The sequence below is a fragment of the Bacteroides sp. D20 genome (assembly GCF_003436255.1).
Taxonomy (GTDB): Bacteria; Bacteroidota; Bacteroidia; order Bacteroidales; family Bacteroidaceae; genus Bacteroides; species Bacteroides uniformis.
Genome location: NZ_QSOO01000006.1, coordinates 228,363 through 249,739 on the forward strand (window position 1 = coordinate 228,363; position 21,377 = coordinate 249,739).

General features: G+C 48.6%; 14 protein-coding genes. 3 read left to right on the forward strand and 11 right to left on the reverse strand.

All coding sequences use genetic code 11. From position 1 onward, the window contains the following. The 3 genes from DXD78_RS08620 to DXD78_RS08630 all read left to right on the forward strand — a co-directional run bounded on the left by DXD78_RS08620 (window position 1) and on the right by DXD78_RS08630 (window position 4,830). Window positions 1-2,337 carry a glycoside hydrolase family 3 protein gene (locus DXD78_RS08620; RefSeq protein WP_005824986.1) on the forward strand — a complete coding sequence of 779 codons (2,337 nt, stop codon included), beginning with the start codon at window positions 1-3 and terminating at the stop codon, window positions 2,335-2,337. Window positions 2,338-2,575: 238 nt separating this feature from the next. Then, window positions 2,576-4,117, forward strand: a complete 1,542-nt coding sequence (locus DXD78_RS08625) for a glycine--tRNA ligase (protein WP_005824984.1) — start codon at window positions 2,576-2,578, stop codon at window positions 4,115-4,117. 68 nt (window positions 4,118-4,185) lie between these two features. Further along, window positions 4,186-4,830, forward strand: coding sequence for an FKBP-type peptidyl-prolyl cis-trans isomerase (locus DXD78_RS08630; RefSeq protein WP_005824983.1), 645 nt, complete (start codon window positions 4,186-4,188; stop codon window positions 4,828-4,830). Between the two features lie 144 nt (window positions 4,831-4,974). Here DXD78_RS08630 and DXD78_RS08635 read toward each other — a convergent pair whose 3' ends face one another. From DXD78_RS08635 to DXD78_RS08685, 11 genes are all read right to left on the reverse strand, one after another. Beyond that, entirely contained in the window at window positions 4,975-6,870 is a 1,896-nt protein-coding gene (locus tag DXD78_RS08635) for a serine hydrolase (RefSeq protein WP_005824982.1), read from the reverse strand. A gap of 28 nt (window positions 6,871-6,898) precedes the next feature. Then, complete coding sequence (gene murQ, locus DXD78_RS08640; RefSeq protein WP_005824981.1) at window positions 6,899-7,708, reverse strand: N-acetylmuramic acid 6-phosphate etherase; 810 nt, start codon at window positions 7,706-7,708, stop codon at window positions 6,899-6,901. Between the two features lie 46 nt (window positions 7,709-7,754). Continuing rightward, window positions 7,755-8,594, reverse strand: coding sequence for a BadF/BadG/BcrA/BcrD ATPase family protein (locus DXD78_RS08645; protein ID WP_005824980.1), 840 nt, complete (start codon window positions 8,592-8,594; stop codon window positions 7,755-7,757). A 129-nt stretch (window positions 8,595-8,723) separates the two neighbouring features. Beyond that, window positions 8,724-9,908, reverse strand: coding sequence for an acyltransferase family protein (locus DXD78_RS08650; RefSeq protein ID WP_009037750.1), 1,185 nt, complete (start codon window positions 9,906-9,908; stop codon window positions 8,724-8,726). A gap of 33 nt (window positions 9,909-9,941) precedes the next feature. Continuing rightward, window positions 9,942-12,902 (reverse strand): FAD-binding and (Fe-S)-binding domain-containing protein, encoded by a 2,961-nt coding sequence (locus tag DXD78_RS08655; protein WP_009037751.1) that lies wholly within the window; start codon window positions 12,900-12,902, stop codon window positions 9,942-9,944. Between the two features lie 176 nt (window positions 12,903-13,078). Continuing rightward, window positions 13,079-14,320: an exo-beta-N-acetylmuramidase NamZ domain-containing protein gene (locus tag DXD78_RS08660; RefSeq protein WP_005834674.1), complete on the reverse strand. Its 1,242-nt coding sequence runs from the start codon at window positions 14,318-14,320 to the stop codon at window positions 13,079-13,081. A 48-nt stretch (window positions 14,321-14,368) separates the two neighbouring features. Beyond that, a complete protein-coding gene (locus DXD78_RS08665) occupies window positions 14,369-15,691 on the reverse strand; it encodes an MFS transporter (RefSeq protein ID WP_005824972.1) in 1,323 nt (440 codons plus the stop codon). A gap of 27 nt (window positions 15,692-15,718) precedes the next feature. Next, the gene (locus DXD78_RS08670; protein WP_009037753.1) at window positions 15,719-17,038 is read right to left on the reverse strand and encodes a SpoIID/LytB domain-containing protein; all 1,320 of its coding nucleotides are present in this window, start codon (window positions 17,036-17,038) and stop codon (window positions 15,719-15,721) included. Between the two features lie 41 nt (window positions 17,039-17,079). Then, the gene (locus DXD78_RS08675) at window positions 17,080-18,012 is read right to left on the reverse strand and encodes a DUF4922 domain-containing protein (protein ID WP_009037754.1); all 933 of its coding nucleotides are present in this window, start codon (window positions 18,010-18,012) and stop codon (window positions 17,080-17,082) included. Window position 18,013: 1 nt separating this feature from the next. Then, window positions 18,014-19,474 carry a glycosyltransferase family 2 protein gene (locus DXD78_RS08680; protein WP_009037755.1) on the reverse strand — a complete coding sequence of 487 codons (1,461 nt, stop codon included), beginning with the start codon at window positions 19,472-19,474 and terminating at the stop codon, window positions 18,014-18,016. A gap of 24 nt (window positions 19,475-19,498) precedes the next feature. After that, window positions 19,499-21,358, reverse strand: a complete 1,860-nt coding sequence (locus DXD78_RS08685; RefSeq protein ID WP_009037756.1) for a PQQ-binding-like beta-propeller repeat protein — start codon at window positions 21,356-21,358, stop codon at window positions 19,499-19,501. Window positions 21,359-21,377 lie beyond the last annotated feature (19 nt).

The window sequence follows — 21,377 nt, forward strand, 5'->3', positions numbered from 1 at the left end:
ATGAAAAAACAACTGTTTTATTTGCTGTTGGCTGCAGGCGTGTTGAGCGCTTGTGGCCCTGCGGCTCCTCAATTGGGTAAAGATTCTGTTGAGGATGTTATTGGTGCCATGACTTTGGAAGAAAAGGCACATTTGGTTATCGGTACCGGAATGGTGGGTACTTCGGGTGACAGTACGGTGATTGGCACTACAAAGAAGTTGGTTCCCGGTGCAGCAGGTACTACTTATCCGATACCCCGTTTGGGAATTCCTGCCATTGTGTTGGCTGATGGACCTGCAGGTTTACGTATAGATCCTATCCGCGAAGGGGATTCTGCTACTTATTATTGTACACATTTTCCTATCGGTACGTTACTTGCTTCTACTTGGAATCAGGATTTGGTAGAGGAAGTTGGAAAATCAATTGGTAATGAAGTGTTGGAATATGGTGCGGATGTTTTACTGGCTCCTGCTTTGAATATCCATCGGAATCCTTTGTGCGGGCGTAATTTTGAATATTATTCCGAAGACCCGTTGGTGTCTGGCAAGATAGCTGCTGCATATGTTAGAGGGATACAGAGCAACGGAGTGGGAACTTCCATCAAACATTTTGCTGTTAACAACCAGGAAACCAATCGGAATGCTAATGATGCTCGTATCACTCCTCGTGCCTTACGGGAAATCTATTTGAAGGGGTTCGAAATTGCAGTGAAGGAATCGGCACCATGGACAGTAATGTCCTCTTACAATCATATTAATGGCACCTATGCTTCTGAGAATACAGACTTGCTGTCCACTTTATTGCGTGATGAGTGGAATTTCGAGGGTATGGTGGTAACTGACTGGTTTGGAGGGAAGGATGCCGTGGCTCAGATGATAGCAGGTAATGATATGCTCCAACCGGGAAGGGCTAACCAGTATGATATGATTATCGAAGGGGTGAAATCCGGAAAATTGGATGAATCCATACTGAATCGTAATGTGAAGCGTGTTCTTGAACTTATTCTCCAAACTCCTCATTTTAAAGAATACAAATATTCCAATAAACCTGATTTGAAGGCGCACGCAGCAGTTACCCGCCAGTCAGCGACTGAAGGAATGGTTTTGTTGAAGAATAATAACGAAACCTTGCCATTTGAAAGGAAGGTCAGAAATATAGCTCTTTTCGGGTGTACTTCCTATGATTTCATAGCAGGAGGTACCGGCTCAGGTAATGTGAATCGTGCCTATACAGTCTCATTATTGGATGGTTTGAAGAATGCTGGATACCAGATAGATGAAGCATTGAAGGCCGATTATGAACAGTATATTGAGGCCGAGAATAAGAAAAATACTCCTGACTCGTCTCAGCCTTTCTCCAGATTTATGCCGGTACCTCGCCCGACAGAACTTATCCCTACTACAAAGGTGTTGTCAGAACAAGTTGCTAAAGCGGATGTTGCATTGGTTACGCTGGGACGTACTTCCGGTGAATTTGTAGACCGTAATGTCAGTGATTTTGAACTGAGTGAGGAAGAATTGCAACTGCTGAAGTCCGTCAGCCAAGCTTTCCATGCTGCTGGGAAGAAAGTGGTGGTGGTATTGAATATCGGAGGTGTAATCGAAACAGCTTCTTGGAAAAAACTACCGGATGCTATTTTGCTGGCTTGGCAGGCAGGACAGGAGGGTGGAAATAGTGTGACGGATGTGTTGAGCGGTAAGGTATCTCCATCGGGTAAGTTGACAATGACTTTCCCGAACAAGTTGATGGACGTTGCTTCTTCGACCAATTTTCCTATGGATGCTAGGGCTAATACAGATGTGAGGAATAAGGAGGACAAAAGCTCTTCAGTGAAGAATGTAGACTATACGGATTATGAAGAAGATATTTTTGTCGGTTATCGCTATTTCGATAGTTTCGGAAAGCAAGTGTCTTATCCTTTCGGCTATGGTCTTTCGTATACAACATTCGAGTATGTCAATCCGTCTGTCAAAGTTGATAATGGTATATATTCTGTTTCTATTGATGTGAAGAATGTTGGTAAGTTTGCAGGGAAAGAGGTTGTTCAGCTTTATGTCTCCGCTCCCAATAGGTTTCAGATGAACAAACCGGAAAAAGAACTTAAAGCTTTTACCAAAACTAAGGAATTGAGGCCAGGTGAGACTGTTACTGCCACTTTGAAACTGAACACTACGGATTTGGCTTCTTATGATGAAGCTTCTTCTTCATGGGTAGTGGATGCTGGAAATTATAAGTTTTTGATTGGAACCTCTTCCAAGGATATTAAGGCTGTACTTGATGTTGATGTGGTATCAGTTGTGGAAAAAACAAATGACATATTGAAACCACAAGAGACTGTTAATACGATAAAACGCTGAAGGTGAGTATAATATTATTCTTGGTTGTGATTAGGTTGATTTGTAGTGCTTAGGTAAATTAATTGTAATTGGGTAAAATTGGGAAAGAAGCTGCCTCGGAGTTATGAGGTAGCTTCTTCTTTTATTTGGTAATAAGATAAATTAATACCCTCCGTGTCCTACTTACGATATAAATCCCTATCTTTGTGGCGCTTTTTAGCTGAAAATAAGATTCAAATTAATTTAGATACAACAGAAAATGGCACAAGAAGACGTTTTTAAGAAACTCGTATCACACTGTAAGGAATATGGTTTTGTGTTCCCTTCCAGCGAGATTTATGATGGACTGGGAGCTGTGTATGACTATGGTCAGATGGGTGTGGAACTGAAAAATAACATCAAGCAATACTGGTGGCAGAGTATGGTGCTGCTGCACGAAAATATTGTCGGTATCGACTCAGCAATCTTTATGCACCCCACCATCTGGAAAGCCAGCGGACACGTAGATGCTTTCAATGACCCTTTGATTGACAACCGCGATTCCAAGAAACGTTATCGTGCCGATGTGTTGATAGAGGACCAGCTTGCTAAGTACGATGACAAGATAAACAAAGAAGTGGCCAAAGCTGCCAAGCGTTTTGGTGAGGCTTTCGATGAGGCTCAGTTCCGCAGTACCAACGGTCGTGTGCTGGAACACCAGGCCAAACGTGATGCCTTGCATGAACGTTTTTCCAAGGCTTTGAACGATAATAATCTGGACGAACTCCGTCAGATTATCCTTGACGAAGAAATCGTTTGCCCTATCAGTGGCACAAAGAACTGGACAGAGGTACGCCAGTTCAATCTGATGTTCTCAACTGAAATGGGCTCTACCGCCGATGGTGCCATGAAGATATACCTTCGCCCGGAAACGGCACAAGGTATCTTCGTAAATTACCTTAATGTACAGAAAACCGGTCGCATGAAGATTCCTTTCGGTATCGCCCAGATTGGTAAGGCTTTCCGTAACGAAATTGTAGCCCGCCAGTTCATCTTCCGTATGCGCGAGTTCGAGCAGATGGAAATGCAGTTCTTTGTGAAGCCGGGTACAGAGCTTGACTGGTTCAAGAGTTGGAAGGCTACTCGCCTGAAATGGCACAAGGCGCTGGGCTTCGGTGATGACCATTACCGTTATCACGACCACGACAAACTGGCCCACTACGCTAATGCTGCTACAGACATTGAGTTCTTGATGCCTTTCGGTTTCAAGGAAGTAGAGGGTATTCACAGCCGTACAAATTTCGACTTGTCCCAGCATGAGAAGTTCTCCGGCAAGAACATCAAGTATTTCGATCCGGAAACCAACGAAAGCTATACCCCGTATGTCATCGAGACTAGTATCGGTGTAGACCGCATGTTCCTTAGCATCATGTCGGCTTCCTACTGTGAAGAGACGTTGGATAGCGGTGAATCCCGTGTTGTCTTGAAGTTGCCTGCTGCACTGGCACCGGTGAAACTGGCCGTAATGCCGTTGGTAAAGAAAGATGGTCTGCCCGAAAAAGCGCGCGAAATCATTGACAATCTGAAGTTCCACTTCCATTGTCAGTATGATGAGAAAGATTCTATTGGTAAGCGTTACCGCCGCCAGGATGCCATTGGTACTCCGTACTGTGTCACCGTGGATCATCAGACTTTGGAAGATAACTGTGTGACACTGCGTAATCGTGACACCATGCAGCAAGAGCGCGTGGCTATCTCTGAACTGAATAATATTATTGCAGACCGTGTAAGCATCACATCGTTGCTGAAAACCTTGCAATAAAGCGGTTATGGAATAGACCGGTGCGTGAACAAACTGAAATAGTAAATAGTAAAATAGTAAAATAGTAAATGAAAAAGTCCCTTTTGTTTTTGCCTTTCTTGCTGTTGCTGGTGGGTGCTTTTATCTCTTGTGAAGAAGTGGAAGAGGCTGGAAAGTATGATAATTGGAGAGAACGCGGCGAGGCTTTTGTTGACTCGATAAAAAGGCTGACTGGCGAGAATTATGTCGCCACAGCAGAGCAGGCCGATGCTATGGAACTCGGGAAACTGTATGCCATACAGACGACTGCAAGCACTTCTGAAGGTGCTCAGTATGTCTATTGCAAGAAGCTTGTGAAGAATGAGACGGGTGAACGCCCGTTGTATACGGGTTATCATTCAAAGGTGAATGCTTATTATTATGGGACTTATGTGAATGGCGAAGAATTCGACGGTTGCTTTGACGGTTATAGTGCTATTGACCGCGATATACCTATTCCTCCGGTAAAAGAACCTACGGTTTTTGATTCATTCGTGGATTTTGAAGTTTCGGGTGTCGTTGCCGGTTGGGCAGCTGCCTTGCAGCTTATGCGGATGGGTGAGCGGTGGATGTTGTATATCCCTTATCAAAGCGGATATGGTATAAATGATTATACTGCTCCTTATTCTACAAATACAATCCCCGGAGGCTCTCTGTTGACGTTTGACTTGCAACTGGTTAGCTTTGCCGAATGAGATAAAAGAGGGTGTGTGCCGAAACGCCCCGAATATAAGAATTCCCCCTGCTATAGATGTCTATGGCAGGGGGAATCTAGTTAATGGAGAGATGTCTTCTTTAGCCTGTTGGTAGTGTGGCAGACGTTCGGAGACTGGTTCGTTTTATATTTTCTTCTTAATGGCCTTTACCCAGATTTTGTATCCATCCTCATTCAAATGCAGTCCGTCGCCGGTCAACTCACTGCGTAGTACATTTGTTCCCTTCTCTGTAAATAGTGGAAAAAGATTGATATAGGCAATGCCTTCCTCTTTGGCAAACGCCTCCAGACGGGAGTTGATTTCAGGAACCATATCTGTCTTTCCAGTCAGTTTTTTGTATCGGCCGAAACTTTCATTGAAAGGGAGTAGGCTTTGTAGGTAGAGTTTTGTGTCGGGAGATTCTTTCCGGATGCGTTCCACCGTCATGCGAATCATGTCTACAATACTGTCTGGTGCCAAGTCATGGGAAATGTCATTGACTCCGATAAGCAGGAACAGCTTGGCGGGATGTCCGGGAAGTATCTGATGCAGGCGGTCATAGATACCCATCACTTCATCACCGATGATGCCGCGATTACGTACATTCTTCTTACCAAGACGGGCAGACCAGTCACCGCCACCTTCAGTCAGGCTATTGCCAAGCATGACGATGTCCTTGCTTGTAATGGCAGGCTCATCCATAAACTGTAGGAAACGTTTGTAGTAATGGTCTGTATAAATACGCGGAATGGGGTAGATGGAAGCCGCCACAGCGTTGGCAACCAATGAACGCAGGCGAACTACGCTGTGTCCGTCTTCCGGATGTACGGCGTTGATAAGGAGTATGACGGAAGTGTCATTGTCCGGATCGATAATGATGGAGGTACCCGTGTAGCCGGTATGCCCATAGGTATTAGGACCAAACAAATCTCCATTGTTGGAGGCATAGGCTGTAAAATTATCCCAACCGAGAGTGCGTCCCAGACTGGCGGTAGTGCGTGGCACAGTACGCATGGCTTTTACACCCAGCGGACTCAGGATGCGGCGTCCGTTCCATTCACCTCCGTTTTGCAGGGCTGCGCAGAGTATGGCAATATCATCAGCACAAGAGAATACTCCTGCATTACCGCTGATACCTCCGTTCATGACACGTGCCAGCGGGTCATGAACTTGTCCGCAGAGAACTTGTCCATTAGGTTGCTTTTCAGTGGGGGCAATGTTATTCAATTGAGAATTGCGAATTGAAAATTGAGAATTGGCTACGTTGTTTTCCTTGTGTCCTTGTTTTCTCGTTCCTTTGTCAACTATCGTAATCCAGTTACCATCCTTATCACGTTGGCAAGGCAGATAGTCGGTATGCTCCATGCCGAGTACATCAAATAGGTTTTCACGTGCAAAGTCACGCAGGCTCTGTCCGCTTATAGTCTCGATAATGTGCTGCAAAGTGATGAAGTTGAGGCAACTGTATTGAAAATCAGTCTGCGGCTTGAAGTCGCGTTTACAAGTAGCAATATATTCCATAAGCCCATCAGGATTGGGAGAACCGTACTGCTTTTCTAGCTCGGCTACCGGTGCATAGGGAGGAAGACCGGAAGTGTGTGTCATCAAATCGGCAATGCGGATTACCTTTTTCTCTTTGCCGTCTTCGCTTTCCCAATTCTTGAAATGGGGTATGTAGAGGCTGACGGGGTCCAGCATACGGAGCTTGCCGCGTTCTGCCAGTATCATCGTACATACGGCGGTCGACATGGATTTGCTGCAAGATGCCATATCAAAGATAGTATTGGCAGTCATAGGCTCCACATTGGGATAAATACGCTTGTTGCCGTAAGCTTTCAGATAGGCCATCTTGCCGTTACGTACTACAGCAAGTACGGCACCGGGAATATCCTTGTTGGAGATGGCTGTTTCAATCGCTTCGTCAGCATACATCAACTTGCGTGAGTCCATTCCCACTTGTTCAGGGGCTACGCGTTGCAAGGGTTGCGCGGTGGCAGCTTGCAGACAAAGAGAAAAGAGAAAAAAATATATTGCTTTCATAATAAAGGAATTTAAGAGTGAGTAATAGCTAAATCCGGTACGCATCCACTGCCTTTTTCACCGAACCGTGCATCAACAGCAGCGCCTTGGCTTTGCCATAGTCCAGTCCGAGTTCCTCTACAATCATACGGGTACCACGGTCCACAAGCTTTTTGTTACTGAGCTGCATATTCACCATTTTGTTGCCTTTCACGCGTCCCAACTGTATCATGACGGAAGTAGTAATCATATTCAGTATCATTTTCTGTCCTGTTCCCGATTTCATGCGTGAGCTTCCCGTCACATATTCAGGCCCTACAATCATTTCGATGGCTACATCTGCCTCTGCTGCCATTGGAGAGTCCGGGTTGCTGGTGATACAGCCGGTCAGTATGCCGTGTTCGCGTGCCTCGTGCATGGCACCAATCACGTAGGGGGTGGTACCGGATGCAGCAATACCGATGACCGTATCCTTATCTGTAATATTGCGTTCCGTCAACTCTTCCCAACCGCGGTGAATGTCATCTTCGGCATTCTCTACCGGATTTCTCAATGCAGTGTCACCACCGGCAATCAAGCCGATAACCAGCGTGGGGGGCATACCGAAAGTCGGTGGAATTTCCGAAGCGTCGAGTACGCCCAGACGTCCACTGGTACCCGCACCCATGTAGAAGATGCGTCCGCCTTGTTTCATGCGGGGCACAATCTGGGTTACCAACTTTTCTATTTGAGGGATTGCCCTCTGTACGGCAAGCGCCACTTTCTGGTCTTCGGTATTGATGTCTTCCAGAATTTCACGGACTGATTTCTTTTCCAAGTCATTGTAGAGCGATGGTTGCTCTGAGATTTTTACGAACATAAGGCTATTTACTATTTGACGATTTACTATTTACGATTTGTCACTTTCAGTTGTGATATTTGATGAGTCCTTCCATGGGGCTCTTGATGATTGCACCCAGTTGGATACCCATTTCTTTGGCAGCTTCTGCCAGAACTTCCTTGTAATAGAAGGCTACGGAACCGATGAAATGTACTTTTTGATGCTGATAGTCTTCATATTGCATGACATTGCGTTTAAGGAATGCCTTAAAGCTGTTCAGTACCAGAGCGCGTACACAAGGTTCACCCAGATTCTGTGCAAGAAATGGTGACAAGCTTGCCAGGAAACGGTTGGGGAAAGGTTTACGGTAGACACGGTCGATGATATCAGCAGGTGTCAGGTCGAACTGTTTGAGGAATTTCTCTTTCAGCTCGGGTGTCATCTGATTTTTCAAGATATCGCCTACCAACAGTTTGCCCAAGCAGGCTCCGCTGCCTTCGTCTCCCAAGATGAATCCCAGAGGAGATACATTGGTGACAATGCTTTTTCCGTCATAATAACATGAGTTGGAGCCGGTCCCCATGATGCAGGCAATGCCTGAGTCATGTCCGCAGAGGCCACGTGCGGCAGCCAGCATATCGGTATTGACTTCCACTTCATTTTTCACACTGAGGTGTTTGGTTATGGCACGGTGCACCATACTTATCTTGTCGGGAAATCCGCATCCTGCACCATAAAAGTATACGGCATCCAGCTCACTTGTCTTCAGCTGAGGTAATAGCGCTGTTGCTATTTCATTACTGATTTCCTCTTCCGACTGAAAGAAAGGGTTCGTCCCTTTCGTGAATATCTGTTGGAGAAGTACTCCATTCTCTACAACACACCAATCGGTCTTTGTAGAGCCACTGTCTGCTATTAGAATCATATAAATAATGTTTAATGATTAGGGATTAGGGGTTAGTGATTAAGGATTAGTGATTAATGGTAGGTGATACTGTTTCTTAATTATAGGCAACGTATTAATCACTAATCCTTAATCACTAACCCCTAATCCTTATATTTTGATATATATTTTTCGTTTGTACAACTGGTAGCCGATACACCAGTTAATGGCGATAAACAGCAGGGCAAAGGCAAGGGAACCGGCGGTTTCACCGAAAACGGGCATGAGGACTATATTGTATAAGAATCCGTGTATGCTGATGCTGCTGTCTCCCCACGGGAAACTGATACTACCGAAAAGTATGCTAAGTACGCCGCCCAATACATACATGAACAGCGGATTCACACCGAATGCCTCGAAAAACATGCTCCACTTCTTATAGCCTTTCACATCAATAATCCAGATAAGCAATGCCAGAAAACTGGATGCCAGTCCGCAAGTGACGAGTACGTAGGTAGGAGACCATATTTTCTTGTTGATGGGGCAACCGTAGCTTAGCAGGAAACCGGAGAAAGTAAGGATAACACCTACCAGAAACAGTGTGATAAGCTGCGAATTGAGAAATGAGGCACGGTCTTCCGACTTGTTGCCATCCAGCATCAGCCGCCCTACACAGAAGCCCAGCAACACATGTGCAATGGCAGGAATGGTGCTTAACAAACCTTCGGGATCTATGCCGTTATCCTTGTACATGTGTGCAGGGGTCAGGATGGCACGGTCTACCACGGAAAGAATGTTTGTTTCATTATAGGCGAAACCGTTGCCGCACATCAACAGTATGAAGTAGCCTGTCAATAGGCCGGCTATCAGATAAGGTATATGTTTATGCTTCATGGTTAGTGCAATGATGGAGGCTGCTCCGTAGCAAAGGGCCAGCCGTTGCATGACACCCAGAATACGGATACGGTCGAATGTCCAGACGGAAGCCCATAGCTTCTCTCCGAAACTGAGGTCGTCCGGAGCGGAGGCCCAGTAATAGCAGAAACGCGAGAACCAGCCGATAGCCATGCCTATAAGGAAAATGACGATGGTGCGTTTCAGTATCTTCATGCCGGCGGCGTGGCTGAACTCGAAGTTGTATTTCTTCAGGGAAATGTATGTGGAAATTCCCATGATAAACATGAAGAAGGGAAAGACGAGGTCGGTGGGGGTCAGACCGTTCCACTCTGCATGCCGCAAGGGGGCATAGATATGTCCCCACGAACCGGGGTTGTTTACCATAATCATACCTGCGATGGTGACACCACGGAGAATGTCGAGTGCAAGGATGCGTTTACTTACTTTTGTACTGTTCATTGTAATATTTGTGTGTTAAGTTAATTATCAATCCTAATTATCAGCTGCCTTTGTACATTCGTCTACCAGATAGGCAATGGATACATAGGGGATACCTGAGTTTGTTGTCAATCCGATTTCACAAGTACGGCTGTTAGAGTAGCCTATATTCACTCCGGACGCTTCTATTTGCGGGCGGAGTTTGCGTAGGGCGTACGAGTTCAGCTCAGGATAGGTGAATCCCCGGTCTCCGGCAAAACCGCAGCAACCTACTTCTTCCGGCACGATGACTTTACTGGAGCAAAGGCGTGCAAGGGCTATAATGGTATCTGCCAGTCCCATTTTCCGCATGGAGCAGGTGATGTGGATTGCTACGGGGCGGTTAATAGGTGTGAAAATCAGCTTCTCACGTAAGAATGTATAGATGAATTCTGCAGGTTCATACAGTTTCATCTTCTTGATACATTCGCGCATGCGGTGCAGACAAGGGCTTTGGTCACAGAGGACGGGGTATTTGCCTTGTTCGCTGGCTTCCCAAAGTGCGGCCTCCAGTTCGGCTGTCTTGCGATCGGCAATGTCCAGCATCCCTTTACTTTCCCAAATGGTGCCACAGCAAAGCTTGTCCATATCTTTCGGGAAGATGATTTCGTAACCGGCTTTTTGCAACAAGGACACCATTTTATTTACCAATGGCTGCTCTACGGGAGACTTCTTTGCCAGACCCATAGTCTGGTTGATGCAGCTGGGGAAGTAGACGACTTTGTAGTTACGAGTTACAGAGCTACGAGCTACAAGTGCTGCGCTATTATGCTGCATAGTGCTTGTAGCTTGTAACTCCGTAGCTTGTAACTGATAACTTTTCGGCATAGCCGGCGTCCATAGAGGTATGCCTAATGCATTGTGCAGCCCCTTGGTAATGCCGCTCATCGCCTTTGTCCCTAATAGTGAATGTCCGAAGTTGGCTAAGGACAATACGGGACGCAGTGCACTCTTGACACCAGCGAAATGATTGGCGACAAAGTCTCCGGCTTTGTATCCCAGACTGCCTTTGGGTAATGCTTCCTGGCGGATTATATGGGTAAGGTCGCCCGTATTGATACCCATCGGGCACGACATGGAGCAGAGGCCGTCTCCGGCACAAGTCTGGTTGCCGGGATAGCGGTATTGTTTTTCGAGCAGTGCAAGGCGTGTCGGGTCCTCGCCGCTTTGTTTCAGCCGGGATATTTCGCGCTGCAACACGATACGCTGGCGCGAGGAAAGGGTAAAGCCGCAGGAGAGACAGTTGACTTCGCAGAAACCGCACTCGATGCATTTGTCAGCTACGAGTGACGTAGCTTGTCTCTTGTCACTCATCACTAATAAAGGCAGCGGCTTGAAGTTCTTGATATGGCATTGCGGGTCATCATTGAAAATGACACCGGGGTTTAGCAATCCTTGTGGGTCAAACAGCTCTTTGACGGCTTTCATGGCTTTGTAGGCGTCATCTCCCCATTCATGGCGGACAAAGGGAGCCATATTCCGGCCCGTGCCATGCTCGGCTTTTAGGGAACCGTCATATTTATCTACTACCAAGGTCTTGATGTCATTCATCAAGTCTTCGTAGCGTTTCACTTCCGCTTGGGTACTGAAGGACTGGTTGATGATGAAGTGGTAGTTGCCTTCGAGAGCATGGCCGTAGATGCAGGCGTCATTATATCCGTGGCGGGCTATGAGCTGTTGCAGTTCTGCCGTTGCCTCCGGAAGGTCTTCAATGTGGAAGGCGATGTCTTCGATGAGGCAAGTGGTTCCCGGCTGGCGCGTACCTCCCACAGAGGGGAAGATGCCGGAACGGATGGCCCAGTATTTGGAATATTCCTCCGGACGGTCGGTGAAGCGTACCGGAATATAGGTGGTGAAGGCTTGCAGGCAAGCTTCAATGGCAGATATGTTCTGTTGCAGTTCTTCCGGGGTACGGGCTTTGGTTTCGGTCAGCACTGCTGTCAACCCGGTTTCGTCGCCGGGCTCCACGCCGGGGAGGGCAGAGGAGGCAACTTCGCCTTTGTATTTTAGGAATACGGGGTCGTTGACGGAAGAAAGGCTCTTATAGTCTAGCATTTCAGCCCCTTTTACTGTCCATTCGCCGGTTTCGTCGACCAGCTTCTTCATGGCTACCACAGCGCGGCTCGCTTCTTTGATGGTCTTGAAGTAGAGCATAGCGCTGGCCTTGTAGGGATAATCATATTCAGTCTTCATCGTCACTTCCGAAAGGAACGCCAGTGTACCTTCGGAACCTACCATGAGGTGGGCAATGATTTCGAATGGGTCGTCGAAACGGACGAAGGGCAACAGATTGAGCCCGGTTACATTTTTGATGGAATATTTGTAACGGATGCGTTCGGCCAGTTTTTCGTTGGTACGTATTTCATCGCGCAGTTCGCAGATGCGGCGAATGAAGTCACGGTGACTCACTTCGAAGGAGGCGCGGCTGACGGGATTTCCGGTATCCAGCAGGGTACCATCCATCAGGATAATACGGGCGGAAATAAGCACCTTGTCGCTATTGGCGTGCGTACCGCAGTTCATGCCGGAAGCATTGTTCATGACAATACCGCCTACCATGGCGCTTTTCACCGAGGCGGGATCCGGTGCAAACTTACGGCCGTAGGGAGCCAACAGTTCGTTCACACGTTGTCCGATGATGCCCGGTTGGAGGGTTATCTGTTCGTAGTCGGCGGATATGCTGTATTTTTCCCAATTCTTGCCGGCTACGATGAGGATGGAGTCGCTAATGGCTTGACCCGACAAACTGGTCCCTGCCGCTCGGAAGGTGACGGGCAGCCCGTGGCGGCTCGCCAGTTTCAACAGTTGTGAAACTTCATCTTCGTCTTTCGAACGGATTACAATCTGGGGAATCAGTCGGTAAAAACCGGCATCCGTACCCCAAGCCAGCCGGCGAAGTTCGTCGGTGTAAATCCTTTCCTGCGGAATGAATTGTTTTGCTTCCTGCAGGAAAGCCATGTAACTATGCTCTTTCATGTTCACTTTTTTTTATTGCATCACTTCGCTTCAAAGTGCTCTGTAAACGTGTCTTACGAGGGGGTACATTCAGTCGTATACTGAATATATTTAAGTATACGACTGAATGTGGTTCTGTATACGACTGAAATAGTCTCCGTATCAGGCTCTTTTCCCTTCCTTATTTATCTGTAAATTTATTTGTATAAATAATACTTTTTCGACAGCTTACGGAAGTCTTCGGCATCTTTATACCAGTAGTCGCGTATGTCCTCCCAACGGTTCCGTTTCGAGAAGCGCTCGCGTATCTGCCGCGAACCGCTTACTTTGTCGAACATGTTGAAACGTCCCTTGTCGGCATGGTCAAACACGGCACGGTCAGGATAGAGGGCGGCGACTTCCTGCATGACCAGGAATTGCAGGTCGCTCAACGGTGCTTTGCCGAAATCCATGATGTGCACTTGCACACCTTGCAGCAACTCGCCTTTGCCTACGCTATAGAACGGCTTCAGGTACATCGGTCTGAAGATGACCCCCGGTACGTTCAGACGGTTCAGGTTTCCGGCCAGCTTTTCCGCTTCCATCCATGGTGCGGCAAACATCTGGAACGGAATGGTATACCCCACGCCGATAGACATATATCCTAGTTCACCCAGAATGCCGCTGACGGGGTAGAAGAATGCAGAATGAGGATGTGGAATGTGTGGAGAGGAGGGAACCCATTGCAGTCCGGTTTGGGTATAATCCATCTTGCGTTTCCAGCCTTTCATCTTCACTATGTGGAGATTACATTGTTCCCCATCCTTCAACATCTTCTCGCCATTGAGCATCAGTGCCAGCTCACCGCAAGTGAGGGCGTAAAGGTACGGAATTTTAAACTGGCTTACAAAAGAAATGCAATCATCTTCAACCAAGTTGCCTTCAATCTTCAATCCGCCTACGGGATTGGGCCGGTCCAGCACAATGAATTCCTTGCCGTTTTCGGCAGCGGCTTCCATGGCCAGTCCCATGGTGCTGATGTAGGTAAAGGAACGGCAACCGATGTCTTGGATATCATACACTAATACATCCACATCTTTCAGCATGTCCGGCGTGGCCTTGCGGGTCTTTCCGTAAAGCGAATAGACGGGCAGTCCGGTAGTCGCGTCTTTGATGTCCGTCACATGGTCGCCTGCGTGCACATCGCCGCGCACACCGTGTTCGGGGCCGTAGAGTGCCACAAGGTTCACGTTGGGCGCCTCGTGCAGGATGTCAATGGTGGACCTCATCCGGTTGTCCACCCCCGTCGGGTTGGTAATCAATCCTACACGCTTACCTTCCAGGCATCGGAAATTCTGTTCTTTCAGTACCTCGATACCGGTCTTTATTCTGATCTTCTGTGCTTGCATCGCACCTCCGCAAAGGAGGCAGAGCAAGGATATAATAATAGTCCTCTTCATAACCAATCACTAAATATTACTCACAAAACATTAATCATTAACCATTAATCATTTTTTTCCATATTCCGGGTCTATCCTTCTGTCTGCAAAAATGGTGACAACAACCGTGGCGAAACAGCATATCATTACCAACCAGAAGAAGTCCGTATATCCGATAGCCTCCTGGATATATCCCGCAAACATACCTGGTATCATCATGCTTAGTGCCATGAATGCGGTACAGATGGCATAGTGGGATGTTTTGAATTCACCTTCGGAGAAGTACATCATGTAGAGCATGTAGGCCGTGAAACCGAAGCCGTAGCCGAATTGCTCGATGGCGATGGCGGTGGAGATGGCAAACAGATTGTCGGGCTGGGCAATGGCAAGATAGACAAACGTCAGGCATGGCAGAGTCATGCATCCTGCCATCCACCAGATGGATTTTTTCAAGCCAATGCGTGATGCGAACAATCCTCCGAGGATACCGCCCAGGGTGAGGAATATGACTCCGATGGTGCCGTATACGATACCTACTTCTGCTGTCGATAGTTCCAGACCTCCCGATTCTTTGGAGGCAACCAGGAAAGGCATACACATTTTGATGAGGAATGCTTCAGGCAGGCGGTACAGCAACATGAACACGATGGCCAGCAATGCGCCCGGTTTGGTGAAATAGGTGGCGAATGTTCGTCCGAATTCTCTGAATATGGCTCCTGCAGTGGCGGCATCGGCAGCCAGTGTTGACTTATCTGAGGTGGGTTTGGGGACTGCAAAGAGGTGATAGAACGTCACCAGGCTGAACAGAACGGCTGTAACCAGCATCGTGATGGTCCATGACAGCGGAATGTTTTCGGTTCTCAGTTCGATGGCGCCGGCAATGGCTACGAGCACGCCTTGTCCGAAGATAGAGGCGAGCCGGTAAAACGTGCTTCGGATGCCAACGAAGGCTGCCTGGTCACTCTGTTTCAGTGCCAGCATGTAGAAGCCGTCGGCGGCAATGTCGTGTGTGGCAGAGGCAAAAGCCGTGATGATGAACAGCATTAGCGTGATGCTGAACATGCTGATGGGGGTTGTTCCGGCCGCCATAGTCGCCTCGTCCGGCCGTGGAATGGACAGCGTCAGCAGGATGAATGCCACAGACATCAGAATCTGCATGGAAAGGGTCCACCATCTTTTGGTCTTGATGATGTCGACAAACGGGCTCCAGAAGGGTTTGATAGTCCATGGCAGATAGAGCAGGCTTGTGAACAAGGCCATTTCTCCGTTCGGTACGCCCATTTTAGTAAACATCATCACGGAGATGTTGTTTACGATAAAATATGGAATGCCTTGTGCAAAGTACAAGGTGGGTACCCATGCCCATGGCGATATGTTTTTTGTATGGTTCATGATATTGATTTATTGTGTTCTATTCGATTATTCATACAGCTTGTCAATGCTGGCACCTATATAGTAGTGCAGCAGTATTGCATCATACTTATACCCTTGCTCGCCCATCACGGCTGCACCTATTTGGCAAAGTCCCACACCATGCCCCCAACCGGCGCCGGTGAGGATGAAGCGTCCGGGAATGCCTTCGGAGGACAACTCCTCCTTGTCCACCACGAAGGCAGAGCTGTAGAGGTGTGAAGTAGAGAGCGTACGGCGAATTTCCAGCTCCTTGCCGATGGTGAGCGTGCGCTTGGTTCCCACAATCTTCAGTTTCCAGAGGCGTCCGCTGGTTCCGCGGGCTATGGGGATAAGGTCGATGATTTGTCCGTAGTCAATGCCTGAACGTTTCAGAATGAGGGCTGAAAGCTCTTCTTGGGTATATTCCACTTTCCAGCGATAGAAGTCCGTAGTCTCCTGGTCATAGTTATTGAGTACCTGCGAGAGGATTTTCTTGTCGGTGGTGTTGCAGAATGCTTCGGGGGAGGTACGAATCCAGCGGTCCGCTTCGACTTCCTGCGTCAAATCGGGCAGTGTGGCGTGCGTTTTGCTGTCTCGTTGTTGGGCAAGATAGGGATATTTGATGTCTTCCCAGCAGTATTGGAACTCCTCGAAAGCACCGCCGCAGCATTTGGAGAAACGGGCGTCGCAAATCTTACCATCAGATGTCAGTACCTGGCCGCGGGTAGCGGAGATGGCTTGTTTCACAATATCGGTAGAGGCACGTGTAATGCCCTGGTAGCGTTGACAATGGTCGTCGGCACATACATCGAAACGTGTGTGGTCTTCTCGGTCGTACCAGCGAATCAGCTCTTCGTCGGTCTGCGTAAAGGCCGAGTAGTTAGCTTGGGCTTCGGTGATTTCCTTATTCTTTTGTATTTGTGCCAGTAGCCAGCTTCGGGAGATGACAGCGTGTGCCTTGAGCAGCTCCAGAGAAGCGGTGGCACTCATCTCGGAGGAGATGACGCTGGTCAGATAATCTTCTACATGGATGACGTTGATGCCGGTGAGCTTTCCATTCTCAACGATGATTTTGAGAGCACCCAGAAAACGCTGGTCTTCCTTGCGCTCCCAATGGAAATTGATGCCGATGGTAACGTCCAATAGTTCGAAGGCATCGGTCTGCTCGTGTTGCGGTTCAAACAGCAGTTCGTCATACCGGCGTCCATTCCAGAGAATCTTGCCTTCGTCGTAGGTCACTACCTGCTTTCCGCTGACTTCCGTTCCGTCCATGCGATACGGATTCAGCAAAACGAATTCTATCTGCGGTTCAAACAGAATGCCTACTTGTACTTTGGGCTCTTTCATAATGGTATTTCTTTAAAATTAGAGTTCTTGGATTTCAGAAGTCATATTTTTTCCCTGATACGCTGCCGTACCTTGTGGAAATCTGTGGCAGAGAGGCATACTTCACTTAATATCTGCGCCACGTCTTCCGCAGTGATTTTCAAGAAATCCTTTTCTACGGGGGTGATAAAGACACCTCCCAAGTCGACGGATGCCGGGCTGCTCAACAGATTGGCTTCTCCTTCGGCAGTATAGCAGGCGGGGCGGTGTTTCTCGCGCGGGAAGACAAAGACCACCCAACGGTCGGCCTCGTATAGGACCAGTACGTTCATCATCGGCTCGTCTTCTTCGGGTTTCACGTCCAGAGAACGGTAAATGATGTCGAACAAGTCTGCCGCGTCCTCTTTGGAGGTGGATTCAATCACAAGTGTGGCACGGGGAGCGTCGTCAAGATACCACAGTGCTGCTTTCCTATAATCGGCTATTTTCCCGGCAGTCTGTCCGCGCCAGTCCTTTTCAATAGGCATGAACCCTTTGTTTCCTGCCTGGAAATGAGCATGGTCGGGGGCGGAAGCACCACATTTGGGACCGTTGTAGAAGATGGTGTAATCCGTCAGCGCCTCGGCCAGCTCCAGCATGTCGGTGAAGCGGGTGGCTATGCGTTGAGGGGTATGTGCCAGTTCCGGTACTGTCAGGTGGCGGGGGAAGATGGGGAACGGATTCACCAGAATATTGTAGTGTCCTCCGAACGGGATACCTTTCTGTACCGGCGGCAAATTGGCCGGGCACAGAAAGCATTTCCGTTCCAGGATGGACTTGGCATCCACTTTGGCACCGGAGGAAACGATGCGTGCCGGGTTGAACTGTACCTTATAAGGTATCCCGTTTACATTCAGCTCTTTCACCCGCACACCGGAGAGGGCGGCATAGTTGTTGCGTGCCGTCTCCCAGGATGCCAATTGTCCAGTCAGAAGATGGTGTATCGTTTGATTCATATCACTTGTTTTTGTTCATCGCTATGCGTGCCTGAAGTTCCCAGGTACGGATGCGGTCTTTGTAGAGGTTGTGTCCGTTCATTTTCACGATGTCCAGTGAGGCATCGGAGTTGTCGTCCCAGCGGCGGCAGAGGTAGACCACGTCGTACACGCGTCCTATCTGGTACTGGCGGGAGAAGTTCAGTCCCAGTGCATAGTCTTCGCCATAGCTGGTATTGGGTACTTTCACTTCGCGCAGCACCGGGGTATAGAAGGCGCGCGGGGCACCCAGACCGTTGATGCGGAGGGCGTTGTTGCGTCCGTTTGCCGGAGTCCATTCCTTGTGGTCGATGATGCCCGGAGCAATCATGTTCATGTTGAAGTCCGTCATCATATAGGTGCCTACTACCATGGCGCAGTTCTGCTCGTAGAAGGCGCGGACCATGATGGCGAGTGTATTTTCGTCTTTGTATACGTCATCGCTGTCCAGCTGCACGGCAAACTTGCCACACTTGGGGTGGTGTACACCTACATTCCAGCAACCGCCGATACCGAGGTCGTTGCGTTCGGGGACGATATGGATGAGGCGTTCGTCGTCCTTGAATTCGTCGATGGCCTCCGTTGTGCCGTCTGTGGAGTGGTTGTCGATGATGATAAGATTATATTTGAAGTCTGTCTTCTGCATCAGTACCGACTTGATGGCATCGCGGATGGTACGGATACGGTTGCGCACCGGAATGATGACCGAAGCTTCATACTCAAAGTTACCGGCAGAGAACTCAATCTTCTTGAACTCCGGTGCCAGATACCCCCCGATTTCTTTCAGATGTTCGGTACATGCCTGCTCCATCTCAATCTGGCGGTCACGGTTTTTGGGGTCTACATAGTCGAAAATCTTTTCGCCGCTCTTGCGGGTATCGTTTTCCACCTCGCTGTATAAGTATTCGTTGATATGTACCAAGTCTGAATGTTGGCTCAATTTCAAGCGCAGGTCGTAAAGTCCGGCGAAGTTGTAGTCAGACTTCATGTGTCCGGCGGCTTCCTTTAGTTTTTCGGTGTTGAAAAGGAGCAGGGAGCCAAAGTTGAAGTCATCCCTCAAGGAACCGAATTGGTAGTCGATTACCGGAGCGTTGCTCTGCTTGCCGTCTGCTATTTGGTAGTGGTCGGCATATACCATACCGGCGCTTGAATCTTCAAGGATGTGTATCATACGTTCCAGTGCAAACATACCCATTTCGAGCGTAGTCTCTTTGGTATAAAGCAATGTGTATTCTCCTTTGGCTGCATTAGCAATAGCTTTGAGAGTTGCACTGCTGTAGGGCATGTCAACAAACAATATTTCGCAGTCCGGGAGCGATTCCAGAGTGGCATCGGTCGTGATTAACCGGATTTCTTCTATAAGTCCTGTCGCCTGTAGGCTATTCACTGTTTTTTCTACTTGTTCTTTTCCTGCGTAGGGAAGAAAGCAACTGATTTTATTCATGATATATCTTTTAATTTTTAATTCTCAATTTTTAATTCTCAGAAGTCCCACTTCCCCGCTGGTTGCCGTGAATAGAACTTCGTGGCCGTTCAACGGAACTACGGTACTGATGAGTGAATTTCCTATTTTATGTTTCCACAGTACTTTGCCTGTTTTTCCTTCCAGTGCGAAGATAAGTCCTTCTTTGGTACTGCCAAACATTACCCCCTCTTTTTCCACTTGCATGGAGGGGGCATGCTCATAACCGAAACCTACATTGGTTGCCCACAACTCCCGCGGAGTATCTCCTTGAGCTGCATAGCAAACAATGCTGTCGTTCATCGTTTTGCTATAGATACGTTCACCGTCTTCGGAAAGTCCGATGGTCTCGCGCACCATGGACTGGAAGGTGCGCCACACGGTATTGCCCGTATGGATGTCTATGGCGGTCATGGCGCGTTGCGGGTCGGTAATGAATACTTTGCCGTCGGTGGCTACCGGCCATACGGCGGCTGGAGAGAAGTGCATACGGGTCAGTCCGCCCGTCCATTTCCATAGTTCATGCCCGTTTGCCTTGCTCAGGGCATACAGTGTATTGTCCCATGCGCCGAAGATAACTTTGTCTTCCGTCACCAACGGCTTGGTCTCGATGTAGCCCTTCACGCTGGTGTAGGCCCAGATTACTTTTCCCGTATGGATGTCTATGGCACGGAAAGTGGCGTCACTGGCACCGATGTATGCTCTGCCGTCTGCGATGGTCACGGCTCCGAGCACCGGTTCGGCGGCTTCTACCGTCCAGAGCAGGCTGCCGTCTTTGGCGTTCAATCCGTAGATGCGACGGTCAGCAGACCCGAATACAACGATACCCTCGCTTACGGCCGGAGTACCGACAATGCGCTTGCCGGATTCAAAGCTCCATAGCTTTTTACCGTTTTTCAGGGCGTAGGCTGTCAGCTGTCCCATATCGTCTCCTACGAACACTTTATCTTTTTCTACGGCGGGAGAGCAGTAAATGCCTGCGCCCGTCTGCACCATCCATTGCTCCTTTACTTGCGGATACTCCTTGTTGACCGAGAAGTCAGGATATTTCTCTGCCTTTCCGTTGCGGTCGTAATACTGTCCGGTCAGCGAGAATGCTGTCCACTGCTTCTTGGGCTCGCCGATACGTTGCGTGTATACCCGGATGGAATCCCCGGTTACTTCATAGATGCCGTAACCCGGTTTCCCTTCTTTGTCGCACAGGTTGCTGCGCATCAGTACGCCCGGAATGCCGTCGTAACGTAAATCCCGGTTGCTGTGGTAGTGTCCGCCGATAAACAAGCGCACGTTGTAGGGGCGGACGGCATCCGTCACCTCATACCAGTTGTCCACATCCCCGTCCATTAGCGGGTAGTGGGTGACAAGTATCACCGGTTTGTCTTTGCCGTTTTTATCCATTTCTTCCGTCATCCAACGGATATCTTGCGGCACTACATGCCCGTAGGCCATACGCATCAGCGGACCGGAGTTGAAGCCGAGGAAAAGGAATCCCTTATGCTCGAACTCGAAGCGTTCGCCGCCAAAGATTTCTCCGAAAGCGGTACAGCCGGAGTCGCTCCATTTCGTTTCATGGTTGCCTAGGACTACGTGGTAGGGGACCTTCAGCAAGTCAAGGCACGATTTCACTTTTTCCATGGTAGTACGGTCGCCTTCTTCGGTCAGGTCGCCCGTCACCAGGACAAAGTCGATACTGTCGGTGGCATTAATCTGTGCCACGGAACGCAGCAGGTCCTCTGTGGGATTCGGATTGTTCGGGGTCAGATGAATGTCCGTCAGTTGGGCAAAACGGAATGTCCCTTGCTGTGCCTGCATCCCCAGGGGGAGCAGGCAAGCCATCAGGACGATTATTAACAGTCTTCTGTTCATAGATGATGATTGGTTGATA

Excerpts from the sequence above, each read along its gene's own strand:
- DXD78_RS08670 (WP_009037753.1), bottom strand. The coding sequence starts at position 17,038 with ATGAAAGAGCCCAAAGTACAAGTAGGCATTCTGTTTGAACCGCAGATA.
- DXD78_RS08650 (WP_009037750.1), bottom strand. The coding sequence starts at position 9,908 with ATGAACAGTACAAAAGTAAGTAAACGCATCCTTGCACTCGACATTCTC.
- DXD78_RS08655 (WP_009037751.1), bottom strand. The coding sequence starts at position 12,902 with ATGAAAGAGCATAGTTACATGGCTTTCCTGCAGGAAGCAAAACAATTC.
- DXD78_RS08675 (WP_009037754.1), bottom strand. The coding sequence starts at position 18,012 with ATGAATCAAACGATACACCATCTTCTGACTGGACAATTGGCATCCTGG.
- DXD78_RS08660 (WP_005834674.1), bottom strand. The coding sequence starts at position 14,320 with ATGAAGAGGACTATTATTATATCCTTGCTCTGCCTCCTTTGCGGAGGT.
- DXD78_RS08620 (WP_005824986.1), top strand. The coding sequence starts at position 1 with ATGAAAAAACAACTGTTTTATTTGCTGTTGGCTGCAGGCGTGTTGAGC.
- DXD78_RS08665 (WP_005824972.1), bottom strand. The coding sequence starts at position 15,691 with ATGAACCATACAAAAAACATATCGCCATGGGCATGGGTACCCACCTTG.
- DXD78_RS08685 (WP_009037756.1), bottom strand. The coding sequence starts at position 21,358 with ATGAACAGAAGACTGTTAATAATCGTCCTGATGGCTTGCCTGCTCCCC.
- DXD78_RS08630 (WP_005824983.1), top strand. The coding sequence starts at position 4,186 with ATGAAAAAGTCCCTTTTGTTTTTGCCTTTCTTGCTGTTGCTGGTGGGT.
- DXD78_RS08625 (WP_005824984.1), top strand. The coding sequence starts at position 2,576 with ATGGCACAAGAAGACGTTTTTAAGAAACTCGTATCACACTGTAAGGAA.
- DXD78_RS08645 (WP_005824980.1), bottom strand. The coding sequence starts at position 8,594 with ATGATTCTAATAGCAGACAGTGGCTCTACAAAGACCGATTGGTGTGTT.
- DXD78_RS08680 (WP_009037755.1), bottom strand. The coding sequence starts at position 19,474 with ATGAATAAAATCAGTTGCTTTCTTCCCTACGCAGGAAAAGAACAAGTA.
- DXD78_RS08635 (WP_005824982.1), bottom strand. The coding sequence starts at position 6,870 with ATGAAAGCAATATATTTTTTTCTCTTTTCTCTTTGTCTGCAAGCTGCC.
- murQ (WP_005824981.1), bottom strand. The coding sequence starts at position 7,708 with ATGTTCGTAAAAATCTCAGAGCAACCATCGCTCTACAATGACTTGGAA.